Annotated in this window: 15 protein-coding genes; 8 read left to right on the top strand and 7 right to left on the bottom strand. The window is 62.6% G+C overall.

Annotation, left to right across the window (positions count from 1 at the left end; translation table 11 throughout):
* Positions 1-42: 42 nt before the first annotated feature.
* A complete protein-coding gene (locus AC0J5K_RS17230) occupies positions 43-1,263 on the top strand; it encodes an MFS transporter (RefSeq protein ID WP_274561950.1) in 1,221 nt (406 codons plus the stop codon).
* Here AC0J5K_RS17230 and AC0J5K_RS17225 read toward each other — a convergent pair.
* Genes AC0J5K_RS17225 through AC0J5K_RS17215 form a run of 3 tightly spaced genes read right to left on the bottom strand, consistent with a single transcriptional unit; the run spans position 1,247 to position 3,540 of the window.
* Complete coding sequence (locus tag AC0J5K_RS17225; RefSeq protein ID WP_274561949.1) at positions 1,247-1,840, bottom strand: Smr/MutS family protein; 594 nt, start codon at positions 1,838-1,840, stop codon at positions 1,247-1,249. The two genes, AC0J5K_RS17230 and AC0J5K_RS17225, sit on opposite strands and share 17 nt — an antisense overlap.
* On the bottom strand, positions 1,837-2,871 hold the full coding sequence (gene mltA, locus AC0J5K_RS17220) for a murein transglycosylase A (RefSeq protein WP_048533568.1): 1,035 nt from the start codon (positions 2,869-2,871) through the stop codon (positions 1,837-1,839). Before mltA ends, AC0J5K_RS17225 begins: the two co-directional genes overlap by 4 nt.
* Positions 2,872-2,880: 9 nt before the next feature.
* Entirely contained in the window at positions 2,881-3,540 is a 660-nt protein-coding gene (locus AC0J5K_RS17215; protein WP_274561948.1) for a Tim44/TimA family putative adaptor protein, read from the bottom strand.
* A 108-nt stretch (positions 3,541-3,648) separates the two neighbouring features.
* Here AC0J5K_RS17215 and AC0J5K_RS17210 point away from each other — a divergent pair, with 108 nt between their 5' ends.
* Together AC0J5K_RS17210 and secB are read left to right on the top strand one after the other, a co-directional pair.
* Entirely contained in the window at positions 3,649-4,131 is a 483-nt protein-coding gene (locus tag AC0J5K_RS17210; RefSeq protein ID WP_048533566.1) for an FxsA family protein, read from the top strand.
* A gap of 53 nt (positions 4,132-4,184) precedes the next feature.
* The gene (secB, locus tag AC0J5K_RS17205; protein ID WP_048533565.1) at positions 4,185-4,712 is read left to right on the top strand and encodes a protein-export chaperone SecB; all 528 of its coding nucleotides are present in this window, start codon (positions 4,185-4,187) and stop codon (positions 4,710-4,712) included.
* 33 nt (positions 4,713-4,745) lie between these two features.
* Here the strand turns inward: secB and dnaQ are convergent, their stop codons facing one another.
* Genes dnaQ through AC0J5K_RS17185 form a run of 4 tightly spaced genes read right to left on the bottom strand, consistent with a single transcriptional unit; the run spans position 4,746 to position 7,444 of the window.
* Positions 4,746-5,435 carry a DNA polymerase III subunit epsilon gene (gene dnaQ, locus AC0J5K_RS17200; protein ID WP_048533564.1) on the bottom strand — a complete coding sequence of 230 codons (690 nt, stop codon included), beginning with the start codon at positions 5,433-5,435 and terminating at the stop codon, positions 4,746-4,748.
* A complete protein-coding gene (coaE, locus tag AC0J5K_RS17195; RefSeq protein WP_074836511.1) occupies positions 5,428-6,021 on the bottom strand; it encodes a dephospho-CoA kinase in 594 nt (197 codons plus the stop codon). The genes dnaQ and coaE overlap by 8 nt, the downstream gene beginning before the upstream one ends.
* Positions 6,018-6,848: a shikimate dehydrogenase gene (locus AC0J5K_RS17190; protein ID WP_274561947.1), complete on the bottom strand. Its 831-nt coding sequence runs from the start codon at positions 6,846-6,848 to the stop codon at positions 6,018-6,020. Before AC0J5K_RS17190 ends, coaE begins: the two co-directional genes overlap by 4 nt.
* Positions 6,845-7,444, bottom strand: coding sequence for a Maf family protein (locus tag AC0J5K_RS17185; RefSeq protein ID WP_074836509.1), 600 nt, complete (start codon positions 7,442-7,444; stop codon positions 6,845-6,847). The genes AC0J5K_RS17190 and AC0J5K_RS17185 overlap by 4 nt, the downstream gene beginning before the upstream one ends.
* A gap of 566 nt (positions 7,445-8,010) precedes the next feature.
* Here AC0J5K_RS17185 and rho point away from each other — a divergent pair.
* Genes rho through AC0J5K_RS17160 form a run of 5 tightly spaced genes read left to right on the top strand, consistent with a single transcriptional unit; the run spans position 8,011 to position 13,863 of the window.
* Positions 8,011-9,282: a transcription termination factor Rho gene (rho, locus tag AC0J5K_RS17180; RefSeq protein ID WP_048533561.1), complete on the top strand. Its 1,272-nt coding sequence runs from the start codon at positions 8,011-8,013 to the stop codon at positions 9,280-9,282.
* Positions 9,283-9,295: 13 nt separating this feature from the next.
* A complete protein-coding gene (mnmE, locus tag AC0J5K_RS17175; protein WP_048533560.1) occupies positions 9,296-10,582 on the top strand; it encodes a tRNA uridine-5-carboxymethylaminomethyl(34) synthesis GTPase MnmE in 1,287 nt (428 codons plus the stop codon).
* Positions 10,583-10,593: 11 nt separating this feature from the next.
* Positions 10,594-12,456, top strand: a complete 1,863-nt coding sequence (mnmG, locus tag AC0J5K_RS17170) for a tRNA uridine-5-carboxymethylaminomethyl(34) synthesis enzyme MnmG (protein WP_274561943.1) — start codon at positions 10,594-10,596, stop codon at positions 12,454-12,456.
* Positions 12,453-13,061, top strand: coding sequence for a 16S rRNA (guanine(527)-N(7))-methyltransferase RsmG (gene rsmG, locus AC0J5K_RS17165; RefSeq protein WP_074836507.1), 609 nt, complete (start codon positions 12,453-12,455; stop codon positions 13,059-13,061). The genes mnmG and rsmG overlap by 4 nt, the downstream gene beginning before the upstream one ends.
* Positions 13,054-13,863 carry a ParA family protein gene (locus tag AC0J5K_RS17160; RefSeq protein WP_048533558.1) on the top strand — a complete coding sequence of 270 codons (810 nt, stop codon included), beginning with the start codon at positions 13,054-13,056 and terminating at the stop codon, positions 13,861-13,863. Before rsmG ends, AC0J5K_RS17160 begins: the two co-directional genes overlap by 8 nt.
* The last annotated feature ends 3 nt before the right edge of the window (positions 13,864-13,866 follow it).

Below are 13,866 nucleotides of genomic sequence, written 5' to 3'. Positions count from 1 at the left end.
ACCGGCTCCCGCACGGGTCCCGTGCGGCAAGGAGCCATCGCTGTGCGTGAACGATCCTTTCTGTTGCAAAATGCTCCCTGGCTGGCCGCCGGGGCGCTTCTGGCCTTTCTTTCCAGTTTCGGCCAGACCTTCTTCATCTCGGTCTTTGCCGGTGAAATCCGCGCCGAATTCGGCCTGTCCCATGGCGCCTGGGGCGGGATCTATTCGCTCGGCACCACGCTGTCGGCCGCCGTCATGGTCTGGGCCGGCGGTCTGACCGACCGGTTTCGCGCCCGCGTCCTGGGCTCGGGCGTGCTGGTGCTTCTGGCGCTGGCCTGCCTGTCGATGGCGTTTTCCACCGTCTGGCTGCTGCCACTGGTGATCTTTGCGCTGCGGCTGACCGGGCAAGGCATGACCAGCCATATCTCGGCGGTCGCCATGGCGCGCTGGTTCGTGGCGATGCGGGGCAGGGCGTTGTCGATCGCCGCGCTCGGGTTCTCCTTTGGCGAGGCGCTGCTGCCGATTGTCTTTGTCGCCCTGCTCGGAATGTTCGACTGGCGTCTGCTCTGGCTCGTCGCGGCGATGATCGCTGCCGCCGGCATTCCGCTGCTCCTGCTGCTCCTGCGCCGCGAACGTACCCCGCAAAGCCTTGCCACAAGCGAACAATCCACCGGCATGCAGGCGCGGCAATGGACCCGGGGCGAGGCGCTGCGGCATCGGCTGTTCTGGTTCATGGTGCCGGCGCTTCTGGGGCCGCCGGCCTTCAACACCGCGTTCTTTTTCCAGCAGGTGCATTACGCCGAGGTCAAGGGCTGGGCGCATCTCGATCTGGTGGCGCTGTTTCCGGTCTATACCGCGATCAGCGTCGGCGCGATGATTGTCTCGGGCTGGCTGCTCGACAAGCTCGGCACCGCGCGGCTGATGCCGTTTTACCAGGTGCCGATGGTCGCGGCTTTCGTGTTCTTCGCCTATGCCACAAGCCCGGCCTCGGCGCTGTTCGGCTTTTTCTTTCTGGCCTTGTCCACCGGCGCCAACATGACCCTGCCCAATGCGTTCTGGGCCGAATTCTACGGCACCGCGCATCTGGGATCGATCAAGGCGATGGCGGCGGCGGTCATGGTGCTGGGCTCGGCGCTGGGGCCGGGGCTGACCGGTGTCCTGATCGACGCCGGTGTCGGGATAGAGGCGCAATACCTGGGCGTTGCCGGGTATTTCGTCTTTGCCAGCGCGATGATGGCCATCGGCGTGACGCAGGCGCGGCCGGGGCTCAGCGTCGCCGTCTGAGATAGACGTAATAGGCGCCGCCGCCGCCATGGCGGATATGCGCCTCGCTGATTTGCAGCACCAGCGGCCCCAGCGGCGCCATCCGCAGCCATTGCGGCACCTGATGGCGCAACACGCCGCGGCGTTGCGGGATCGGGCCGTCGTCGGGCCGCGTCTTGCCTTTGCCGGTGATCACCAGAACCAGCCGCATGTCCCGAGCCGAGGCGCGCTGGATGAAGCCCACCAGCGCCGGATGCGCACGCTCGAGCGTCATGCCGTGCAGATCGATCCGAGCTTCGGGCTTGAGCTTGCCGCGCTTGAGCCGGGTAAAGGCCTTCTTGTCCATCGCCAGCGGATCGGCCGCCAGCGAAGCCGAGATCGACGGCGCCAGCGCATTTCCGGCGGGCGTGGCGCGGGCGTTCTGGCCGACCCGGAACGGCTCGATCCGGGGTTTGGCCTCTTTCGGCGCCGGTTCGGGCTTTTTCGGGGCAGGACGGGTGCTGTCGAGCCCGCGCGCCCGATCGAGCGGCGTGGTCGAACGTGCAACCTGACCCCAAAGCTCCGCTTCTTCCGGTCGCAGCTTGCGCTTGCGGGTCATTGCACCGATTCCGGCAGCAGGGCATAGGCCCGCTGGATCGGCATCAACACCACCATCCGCCCCGGATCGCGCAGACGCCCGGCCCTGCGTCCGGCCTCGTCGCCGGTGCCGACAAAGATATCGGCCCGCTGCGCGCCCTTGATCGCCGATCCGGTGTCCTGGGCGATCATCAGCCGCCGCATCGGCCCCTTGCCATCCTTTTCGATCCAGACCGGCGAGCCCAGCCGCACGATATCCGGGTCGACGGCCACCGAGCGCATCGGCGTGATCGACCGGTTCATCGCCCCAAGAGGCCCCAATTCGGCCGGCACTTCCGAGACTTCGCGGAAAAAGACGTAAGACGGGTTGTGAAACAAAAGCTCCTGGCCATCGACCGGATTGCGCCGCACCCAGTTCTTGATGACCTGGGCCGAGACCTGATGCGACTGATAGACACCGCGCCGCACCAGCTCTTGCCCGACCGAACGGTATTCATGGCCGTTCTTGCCGGCATAACCCACCCGCACCACCGATCCGTCATCCAGACGGATGCGGCCTGAACCCTGGATTTGCAGGAAAAACAGTTCGACCGGATCATCGACCCAGGCGATCTCGAGCCCGCGACCATCCATCACACCGGAGGTCAGGATTTCGCGCCGTGACAGCCAGGGGCGATTTTGCGCCTCGCCGGGCATGCGGTAGACAGGCCAACGGAATCGCCCGCCGGGATAGCGGGACCCTTCGAGTTCGGGTTCGAAATAGCCGGTAAAGAGCATCTCCTGGCCGTCTTCCATCAGCACCGGCCGGAACATCAGCTCGAAAAAGGCGCGCCCGTCGTCCATGTCATGCGCCAGGGCACAGAGCGCATTCCAGTCCGGGCCATACATGTCGATGCAGGTGTTGCGAAAGACGCGCAGCGCCGCATCGTGGTCGTCCTTGTCCCAGCCATCGAGCTGGTCGAAGGACAGAACCTGATAAGAGATCTCAGAAGAGGCGGGAGAGCTGCCCATCGTCAGGCCGATCAAGCCGAGAAGAGACAGCAACCTCCGCATGGCACCGGCTCACTCATCCGTTGCCACGAGCACCCAGTTCGGGTCGTCGGCGCCCATGTTGCGGGCAAAGGTCCAGATGTCTTTCTGTTTCTTGACCTGGGTCTGGCTGCCTTCGATGATCTCGCCGGAATTGTCGCGCACCACCTGGGTCAGCTCACCGATGAATTTCATGGTGATCTCGGCCCGGTCGGTCGCCTTGTCAAAGGTCGCATCCTGAAGCGTCAGCTCGCGCACGCCGACGAACTCGGCCTCGATGGTCAGCCCCTGTTCTTCGCGCGCCTCGACGACTTCGGCAAAGGTTTCATAGACATCCTCGGCGAGGAACGGCTTGATCTCGGCCAGATCGCCGCGTTCGAAGCCCATCAGGATCATCTCATAGGCGCCGCGCGCGCCACCCATGAATTCCGACACGTTGAACGACGGTTCGACCCGCTTCATCTCGGTCAGCGCCCGCGCCGCCGAAGAACCTTCGGGGACATGATCGGTGATATCGTGGTCCGGCCCGCCTTCGATCACTTCGAAATCGCGTTTGGCGTCTTGTGACGCACCCCCACGAGGCACCGGCGGCTCTTCATAGCCGTCTCGCGTGCCCAGCACGGATTTGAGCCGCAGAATGAGAAATACGGCAATCCCAGCAAGGACAAGAAGCTGGAGCAGGGGCGAATTCATCAGAACCTCATGAGTGACACACTTTGAAAGCGGATGCTGTTGCACTTATGTAAGGCCAAGGTGGGTGCAAGTCCACCACACCATCTTTCACCTTCGGGGTATCGCTACATGTATCTTCTGCTGGCCTTTCTTCTCGTTCCGTTGATCGAGATTGCGCTGTTCATTCAGGTTGGTGGCGCGATCGGTCTGTGGCCGACGCTGGCCATCGTGATCCTGACCGCGATCCTCGGCACAATCATGGTGCGCCAGCAAGGGCGGCATGCGATTGCCAACCTCCAGCGATCGTTTTCCGAATTGCAGAACCCCACAAAACCGCTGGCCGATGGCGCGATGATCCTGTTTTCCGGCGCCTTGCTGCTGACCCCGGGGTTTTTCACCGATGCGCTGGGCTTTGCGCTGCTGATGCCGCCGGTGCGGGCGGTTGTCTTTGACTTCATCAGCAAACGGGTGAAGGTGCAGCGTTTCGAAATGGGCCAGCGCCCTGATCCGCGCCGGCCGCAGCCACGCGACACGGTGATCGACGGCGATTATTCCGAGGTTTCCGAGGAAAACGGCAAGCCCGGCGGCCCTTCGGGATGGAGCAGCCATTGAGCCTGTAGGGCCGGGCTGGTAAAGCACCTCAAACGCATTTGGGGAGACAATCCATGGCCGAAAACGAAACCGAGAACGGCGCAGCCGCGCAGCCGCAACAACAGCAGCAGGCGCAGCAGCCCAAGATGAACGTGCTGGCGCAATATGTGCGTGACCTGTCGTTCGAAAACATCCTGTCGCAAAAGGGCACCACCGGCGAGGTGCAGCCCGACATCCAGGTCGAAGTGAACCTCGATGCCAAGAAACGGCAGCAGGACAACCAGTTCGAAGTCGCGCTCAAGCTCAAGATCACCTCGAAATCCAAGGCCACCAGCGACGTGCTCTTCCTGCTGGAAATGGATTACGCAGGTGTCTTCCAGATCGAGAACGTGCCCGAGGATCAGCTGCATCCCTATTTGCTGATCGAATGTCCGCGAATGATCTTCCCCTTCGCGCGCCGCATCGTCTCGGATGTGACCCGCGATGGCGGCTTCCCGCCGCTCAATCTGGAAACGATTGATTTTGTTGCACTTTATCGCAACGAAATTATGCGCCGCCAGGCCGCACAGCAGGCCCAGGCGAAAGCCACACCCGACGCATGAGACCGCGGCCGGGCAGCAGCCCGGCCTGCCGCGTCAATACCGGTTCCAGAGCGCGTTTTCGCCCATGCCCTCGACCAAGGCGGCATGGGCGGCGCGCTCTTCTTCTGTCAGCCGCGCGGGCAGGGGGGTTGGCCGGGGATGCGGCTTCCAGACCCCGCCGCCGCTGGCGACATTGGTCTTTTCCACACTGGCCAGCACCAGCCCGGGCTGCCGTCCGCCGATCAGTTCCAGATAGACCTCGGCCAGGATTTCGCTGTCGAGCAGCGCGCCGTGCAGCGTTCGCGCGGAATTGTCGATGCTGAACCGCCGGCACAGCGCATCGAGCGAGGCCGGCGAGCCGGGAAATTTCTTGCGCGCCATGGCAACGGTGTCGATGGCGCGATCCATGGCGATCTGCGGCAGATTGAGCCAGCGCAGCTCGGCATTGAGGAATTTCATGTCGAAGCTGGCGTTGTGGATTACCAGTTTGGCGTCATCGGCGACAAAATCGAGGAAATCCTGCGCAATCAGCTTGAACACCGGCTGGCCGGCCAGAAATTCGTCGCCCAGACCGTGCACCTCGAAGGCCTCTTGCGGCATGCCGCGCTCGGGGTTGATGTATTGGTGGTAGGTGCGGCCCGTGGGCATGTGGTTATAGAGCTCGACGGCGCCGATCTCGACGATGCGGTCGCCGGTTTCGGGGTCGAACCCGGTGGTTTCGGTGTCCAGAACGATCTCACGCATCGGCCAGCCTCACTTTGATATCCCTCAGCACCTCCTGAACCTGCGCGCGGGCATGGCTCAGGGTATCGGTCTCGATCTCGTAATCCGCGCGGCGGCGCTTTTCCGCGATTGGCATCTGATTGGCAAGGATCTGCGCAAATTGCGCCTCGGTCATCGTGCCGCGCGCCAGAACCCGCGCCCGTTGCACCTCTGGCGCCACGAAGACACAGACAACGGCATCCATCTGTGCCGTGCCGCCGGTCTCGTAGAGCAGCGGAATGTCGAAAACCGTGATTTCCGCCACGCTTTGACGGCCGAAATCCGCCCGATCCTGCGCCACCAGAGGATGCACGATAGCCTCGATCCGGGGTAGGGCGCCGGCGTCCTGCGCGATGATCTCTTTCAACGCCGGCCGAGCGACCGCGCCGCCGGAAATCGCCTCGGGCCAGAGCGCACCGATCGGTGCCACCGCCGCGCCGCCGGGGCCGTAAAGCTTGTGCACCGCCGCATCGGCATCCCAGACCGCGCAGCCCTGTTCGGCAAAAAGTGCCGCAGTGGTCGATTTGCCCATGCCGATCGAGCCGGTCAGACCGAGGCGAAAGCTCATCCCAGAACGACCCGCCGCAGCTCCGCGTCCACCTCGGGGCGACGGCCGAACCAGCGCTCGAACCCCGGCACACCCTGATGCAGCAACATGCCAAGGCCATCGACGGTCGGGCAGCCGCGGTCTTCGGCCACCGCCAGAAGATGCGTGCGCAGCGGGTTGTAGACCAGATCGGTCACCACCGTGCCGGGCTGCAACCCGTCGAGCGGCACGCGCAGCTCCGGCTGGCCGGTCATGCCGAGCGAGGTGGTGTTGACCACAAGCCCCGCATCCTCGAGCACATTGCCGGCCTGAACCCATTCCACCACCTGAACCCGCTTGCCGAATTCATATTGCAGCTGTTCGGCCTTGATCCGGGTGCGGTTCGACAACAACACCTTTTCCACCCCGGCGTCGAGCAGGGCTGAGACAACGGCGCGACAGGCGCCGCCGGCACCAAAGACAACCGCCGGCCCGGCCTTGGGATCCCAGCCCGGCGCATTCTGGCGCAAATTCTCGATGAACCCGTAGCCATCGGTGTTGTCCGCCATGATCTTGCCGTCATGGCGCACGATCAGCGTATTGGCGGCGCCGATGATGGTGGCGCGGTCGGTGATGCTGTCGACCAGGTCGAGCACGTTGATCTTGTGCGGGATCGTCACGTTGACGCCGACAAAGCCCATGCGGGGCAGCACCCGGATCACATCGGCCAGATCGCCGGGCGCCACGTCCATCGGAATGTAATGGCCGCGAATGCCGTAGCGGCGCAGCCAGTGGCCATGAAGCTGTGGCGATTTCGATTGGTGGATCGGATGTCCGATCACCCCCGCCAGCGGCACGTTTTCCGTCATGTCGCAATCTCTCCTCGAATCGCCAGCCAATTCAACAGAGGCAGCAGCGGAAGTCCAAGTACGGTGAAATAATCGCCCGAGATCGTGGTGAAAAGGCGGCTGCCTTCCTCCTCGAGCTTGTAGGCGCCCACGGAATGGCGGATCGACGGCCAGTTCCGGGCGACGTAATCCTCTATATAGTCTGGGCTCAGCACCCGCATGCTCAGGGTAACAACACCGACATGGCGCCAGACCGGTTTGCCGTCGTCAAAGGCGACGCAGGCCGAGAGCAGTTTGTGCCGCTTGCCGCTCATTTCCGAGAGCTGCGCGACCGCCGCTTCCGGGGATTCGGGCTTGGACAGCAGCGCGCCCTCGAAATCCAGAACCTGATCGCAGCCCAGAACCAGCGCATCGGGGCGTTTGCCGGCGACCTTGGCGGCCTTCATCTCGGCCAGAAGGTCGGCGATGTCGCGCGGCGCGGCGTCTTCGGCCAGCATCCCCTGTTTCACCGAATCCTCATCCAGCCTTGCCGGCATCACCGCGACCGAGAGCCCGGCGCGGCGCAGCATTTCGGCGCGGATCTCGGACCCTGAGGCCAGAACGAGCGGTTTCGGCATGTGGATGACTCCGTGGAAGGGCGGCGGATGACAGGAGGAATACATGTGTGGGATTCCGAGGTCGAGCGTTCCGGCGCCGGATCCGGGCGATTTTCACCGGATTGACCGGCAAGCGGACACAGAGGGAAAAGGACAAGTGCCGGGCTGTGAAGAGCCGGAACGCCGCCACGCCTGTCCCGCCGGTTATCCCCAAGATTGGCCGTTAACTTTTTGGACACAAGTCGATGATAAAAAACGATTTTTTCACGATTTTTTTCCATCTTTCAAGAAGTTCTCCACCCCCTGGGACCACAGTCCTGCACAGTGTTGATAAATGCTTGGATGACAGCGTAATCCACAGAAAAGCCACGCCCTACACACCACATCAAACCTTCTTTCTTTAATTTCTTGGGAGAGGAGCCGCACCGGAGCCAGCCTGGGGACAAGCGCCTGACGCGCGTCTCGAGCGAGGGCGATTGACTCTAGGGCCGCTCAAAGCTACCTAGGGGCTCCATACCGTCCGGTATGCGATTTTCCCTTTCAGACGATGCCATGGCGCCGACACCGGCGCAGGCCCCGGATTTGCCATGACAGAAGACCACCTGAACCTTGCCGATCTCAAGGCGAAAAGCCCCAAAGACCTTCTTGCGATGGCAGAAGAGCTCGAGATCGAGAACGCCTCGACCATGCGCAAGGGCGAGATCATGTTCCAGATCCTGCGCGAACGCGCGGACGAAGGCTGGAAGGTGTCCGGCGATGGCGTGCTCGAGGTGCTGCAAGACGGGTTCGGCTTCCTACGCTCGCCGGAAGCCAACTATCTGCCGGGGCCGGACGACATCTATGTCTCTCCGACGATGATCCGCAAATTCTCGCTGCGCACCGGCGATTCCATCGAAGGCGAGATCTCGGCCCCGGATGACAATGAACGCTATTTCGCGCTGGTGAATGTCACCGCGATCAACTTTGAAGATCCCGAGCGGGCGAAACACAAGATCGCCTTTGACAACCTGACGCCGCTCTATCCCGACGAGCGGCTGAAGATGGAGATCGAGGATCCGACCATCAAGGACCGTTCGGCCCGGGTGATCGATCTGGTTGCGCCGATCGGCAAGGGCCAGCGTTCGCTGATCGTGGCGCCGCCGCGGACCGGCAAGACCGTGCTGTTGCAGAACATCGCCAGCAGCATCGAAAAGAACCATCCGGAATGCTATCTGATCGTCCTGCTGATCGACGAGCGGCCGGAAGAGGTGACCGACATGCAGCGTTCGGTCAAGGGCGAGGTGATCTCCTCGACCTTTGACGAACCGGCTCAGCGCCACGTGGCGGTGTCGGAAATGGTGATCGAAAAGGCCAAACGGCTGGTCGAACACAAGCGCGACGTGGTGATCCTGCTCGATTCCATCACCCGCCTCGGCCGCGCCTACAACACCGTCGTACCGTCCTCCGGCAAGGTGCTGACCGGCGGTGTCGACGCCAACGCGCTGCAACGGCCGAAACGCTTCTTTGGTGCCGCGCGCAACATCGAAGAGGGCGGCTCGCTGACCATCATCTCGACCGCGCTGATCGACACCGGCAGCCGGATGGACGAGGTGATCTTTGAAGAATTCAAGGGCACCGGCAACTCCGAGATCGTGCTCGACCGCAAGGTGGCGGACAAACGCGTCTTCCCGGCGATCGACATCCTGAAATCCGGCACCCGCAAAGAGGACCTGCTGATCGAGAAACTCGATCTTCAGAAGACCTTCGTGCTGCGGCGGATCCTCAACCCGATGGGGACGACGGATGCGGTGGAATTCCTGCTGTCGAAGCTGAAGCAGACCAAGACCAATTCGGAATTCTTCGATTCCATGAACACCTGAGCCGGAGGCAGATATGGACACGATCTTTGCCCTGGCCTCGGCCCAGGGGAAGGCCGGTGTTTCGGTCATTCGGATTTCCGGCCCGCAGGCATTTGCCGCGGGCCGCTTGCTTTGTGGCACTTTGCCCGGATTGCGGCAGGCCGGGCTGCGGCTGTTGCGCGATGGCGCCGGCGTGCGGATCGACGAGGCGCTTGTGCTGTGTTTTGCCGAAGGCGCGAGCTTTACCGGCGAGGATGTCGTCGAATTGCAGGTCCATGGATCGGTGGCCGTGGTGCGCAAGATCCTGGCCGAATTGGGCGGCGTCGATGGCCTGCGGCTGGCCGAAGCCGGGGAATTCACCCGCCGCGCCTTCGAGAACGAATGTCTCGATCTGGCGCAGACCGAGGGGCTGGCCGATCTGATCGATGCCGAGACCGAGGCGCAACGGCGGCAGGCCCTGCGGGTGCTCTCCGGCGATCTCGGAAAACTGGTGGCGCGGTGGCGCGAGGATCTGGTGCGGGCTGCGGCGCTTCTGGAGGCGACAATCGATTTCGCCGACGAGGAAGTGCCCGTCGATGTCTCGCCCGAAGTCGATGCGCTTCTGGCCGGGGTCGAAACCAGCATCACCCGCCAGGTTGAGGGCGTGGCGGTCTCCGAGCGGATCCGCAGCGGTTTCGAGGTTGCCATTGTCGGCAAGCCGAATGTCGGAAAATCGACCCTGCTGAACGCGCTGGCCGGACGCGAGGCGGCGATAACCTCGGAGATTGCCGGCACCACGCGCGACGTGATCGAGGTGCGGATGGATCTGCGCGGATTGCCGGTGACACTGCTCGACACCGCCGGTCTGCGCGAGACCGAAGACAGGATCGAGGCGCTTGGCGTGGCTCTGGCACGGGGCAGGGCGGAGACGGCGGATTTGCGGCTGTTCCTTCTGGCGCCGGGTGATACACCGGAGCTAGAGGTGCGGCCGGGTGATATCCTGGCGTATTCCAAGGCGGATCTACATCAAGTGGGAGATCACAGGATCTCCGCGATTTCTGGGGAGGGCCTGGATCATCTTGTGGATCGAGTGGCTTCGGTGTTGACGGAGCGCAGCGCAGAGGCCGGGTTGGCCACGCATCTGCGGCATCGGCAGGGGATGGAGCGGTCGCTCTCGCATCTTTCGACGGCCAAGGTTTGGGTTCGAAATGGACCGGACGGCTATGATATAGCGGCAGAGGAATTGCGCATCGCGATTCGAGCGTTGAGCAGCCTCTTGGGCAGGGTCGACGTCGAGGACCTTTTGGATGAAATCTTCTCGCGGTTTTGCGTCGGTAAATAGGAGTGTTTCACGTGAAACATTTTGACGTCATCGTAGTGGGCGGCGGCCATGCCGGATGTGATGCGGCGCATGCTGCCGCCCGCATGGGGGCCGAGACGGCTCTTGTGACACTGAAGGCGGAGGGTATTGGCGTGCTCTCCTGCAATCCGGCGGTCGGCGGGCTCGGCAAGGGGCATCTTGTGCGCGAAGTCGATGCCCTTGACGGTGTGATCGGGCGCATCGCGGATCGGGCCGGCATTCAGTTCCGGCTGCTCAACAGGCGGAAGGGCCCGGCGGTGCAGGGGCCTCGGGCCCAGGTGGATCGCAAGGTCTATCGCGAAACGATGCTGGCCGAGATGCAGGCCTGCCCCGGGCTGACGATTGTCGAAGGCGAGGTGACCGATCTTGTGATGTCGGGTGAGATCGTGCGCGGCGTCACCCTGGCCGACGGCAGTGAGTTGGCGGCCAAGGCGGTGATCCTGACCACCGGCACCTTTCTGCGCGGGGTCATCCATATCGGCGACGTCTCGTACTCTGGTGGCCGGATGGGCGACGAGGCCTCGAACAAACTGGCCGAGCGGCTGTATGCGATGGAACTTCCCATCGGACGTCTCAAGACCGGCACGCCGCCGCGGCTCGATACCAAGACGATCGACTGGGACAGTCTGGATATTCAACCCGGCGACGAAGATCCGGTGCTGTTTTCCTTTCTGTCAAAGGCGCCGCATCTGCGCCAGGTGCCCTGTGGCATCACCCATACCAATGCACGCACGCATGACATCATTCGCGACAATCTCGATCGGTCGGCCATGTACGGCGGCCATATCGATGGCATCGGCCCGCGCTATTGCCCCTCGATCGAAGACAAGATCGTGCGGTTTGCCGACAAGGAAAGCCACCAGATTTTCCTCGAGCCCGAAGGGCTCGACAGTCAGACGGTCTATCCCAACGGGATTTCGACCAGCCTGCCGGTCGAGGTTCAAGAGGCCTATGTGCGCTCCATCGCCGGGCTTGAGAAGGTCGAGATCCTGCAACCGGGCTATGCGATCGAATATGATTACGTCGATCCGCGGGCGCTGAATTCCCGGCTCGGGTTGAAGGGTGTCGAGGGCTTTTTCCTCGCCGGTCAGATCAATGGCACCACGGGATATGAAGAAGCCGCCGCCCAGGGGCTGGTGGCCGGGCTGAATGCGGCAGCATTCGCGCTTGGCAAAGAGCCGGTGTTTCTGAGCCGGTCCGAGAGCTATATCGGCGTGATGATTGATGATCTTATCACCCGCGGCGTATCTGAGCCCTATCGCATGTTCACATCGCGCGCGGAATTCCGGCTGTCCTTGCGGGCGGACAACGCCGATCAGAGACTCACGCCGCTCGGGCTCGATATCGGCTGCGTCGGGGCCGCCCGGCGCGCCGCGTTCGAAGTGAAATCGGAAAAGCTGGACAAGGGGCGCGATCTGCTGCAATCCGCCACCTTCACCCCGCGCGAGGCGGCGGTTGCCGGGATCGGTTTGACCAATGATGGCGCGCGCCGCACCGGCTTTCAATTGCTGGCCTTTCCGGATGTAACCATCGCTCAGCTGACGCCGCTTTTGCCGGAAATCGGCGATATGGATCCAGATATTGCGGAACAACTGTCCAGGGACGCGCTATATGCCAATTACGTCGAACGGCAGCGGCGGGATGTCGAGGCGCTGAAACGCGATGAGCAGATGCAGATTCCTGCGGATTTCTCTTATGATGCGGTCGAAGGCCTGTCGAATGAGCTGAAGTCGAAGCTGGTGGCCGCGCGGCCGGAAAACATTCTTCAGGCCTCTCGCGTCGAGGGAATGACCCCGGCGGCGCTGACCCTTCTGCTCGCCAGGCTGCGGAAATTCGAACAGCGCAGGTCCGCATGAACCCTGCGCTGGCGTCGAGCCTCAATGTTTCACGTGAAACATTCGAGCGGTTGGAGCACTACGTTGCGCTCCTGCACAAGTGGAACCCGAAGATCAATCTGGTCTCTCGCGGGACGTTGCAGGATGTCTGGGAGCGTCATATCCGCGATTCCCTTCAAGTTTTCGAGGCGGCCGAGGGTCTCACCGGCGCCTGGGTCGATCTCGGCTCCGGTGGTGGGCTTCCGGGTTTGGTGGTTGCCCTGGCGCAGCGTCCGGGGTTTTCGGTCACGCTGGTGGAATCCGATCAGCGCAAGGCGGCGTTCCTGCGCACGGTCCTGCGCGAAACCGGGTCCACCGGCACGGTGATCGCAGAGCGCATCGAAGCGACCGAGCCGCAATCCGCCGCCGTGCTCTCGGCTCGCGCTCTGGCGGCCCTGCCGCAGCTTCTTGGGTTTTGCGAGCGTCATCTCGCTCAGGAGGGGGTCGCGCTCTTGCCCAAAGGCATCACTTGGAAAAACGAAGTTGCCGAGGCGCAGAAGTCATTTTCATTTCACTGTGAGGCGATTAAAAGCTGTACCCAAGAAGGCGCCGTCATCCTACGCATAAGAGAGATTTCCCGTGTCTGATCCGATCCGTCCCATCGGCCCGAAAATCATCGCTGTCGCCAACCAGAAAGGCGGCGTCGGCAAGACAACCACCACAATCAACCTTGGCGCCGCCCTGGCGGAGCAGGGCTACAATGTCCTGATCGTCGATCTTGATCCCCAGGGCAATGCCTCGACCGGTATCGGCGTCGTCCCGCAGGATCGCGATCTCACAACCTATGAGCTTCTGCTCGAAGATGTTGCCCTGTCCGAGGCGATCCGGCCGACCGCGGTGGAAAAGCTGGCGATCATCCCGGCGACAGTTGATCTCTCTTCTGCCGATATCGAGCTGATTTCCAACGAAAAACGCAGCTTTCTGCTGCATGACGCCCTGCGCCAGACCGCGATCGATCAATTCGGCTTCGATTTTGTGCTGATCGATTGCCCGCCGTCGCTCAACCTGCTGACTGTCAATGCCATGGTCGCCGCGCATTCCGTTCTGGTGCCGCTGCAAAGCGAATTCTTCGCGCTGGAAGGTCTGTCGCAGCTCATGCTGACGATCCGCGAAGTCCGGCAAAGCGCCAATCCGAGCCTGCGGATCGAAGGCGTGGTGCTGACGATGTATGATGCGCGCAACAACCTCTCGCAACAGGTCGAGATGGACGCGCGCGACAACCTTGGCGATCTTGTGTTCCAGACGCTGATCCCGCGCAACGTCCGCGTCAGCGAAGCGCCGTCCTATTCGGTGCCGGTGCTTGAATATGATACGAACTCCAAGGGTGCGATGGCCTACCGCGCCCTGGCCCAAGAACTGGTAGGGAAAAACGCCCGCCGCGCTGCATAGGGA

The sequence above is a fragment of the Marinovum sp. E3 genome (assembly GCF_055755275.1).
The sequence above is the reverse complement of the archived record's forward strand: the minus strand, read 5'-3'. Positions and strand labels throughout refer to the sequence as shown.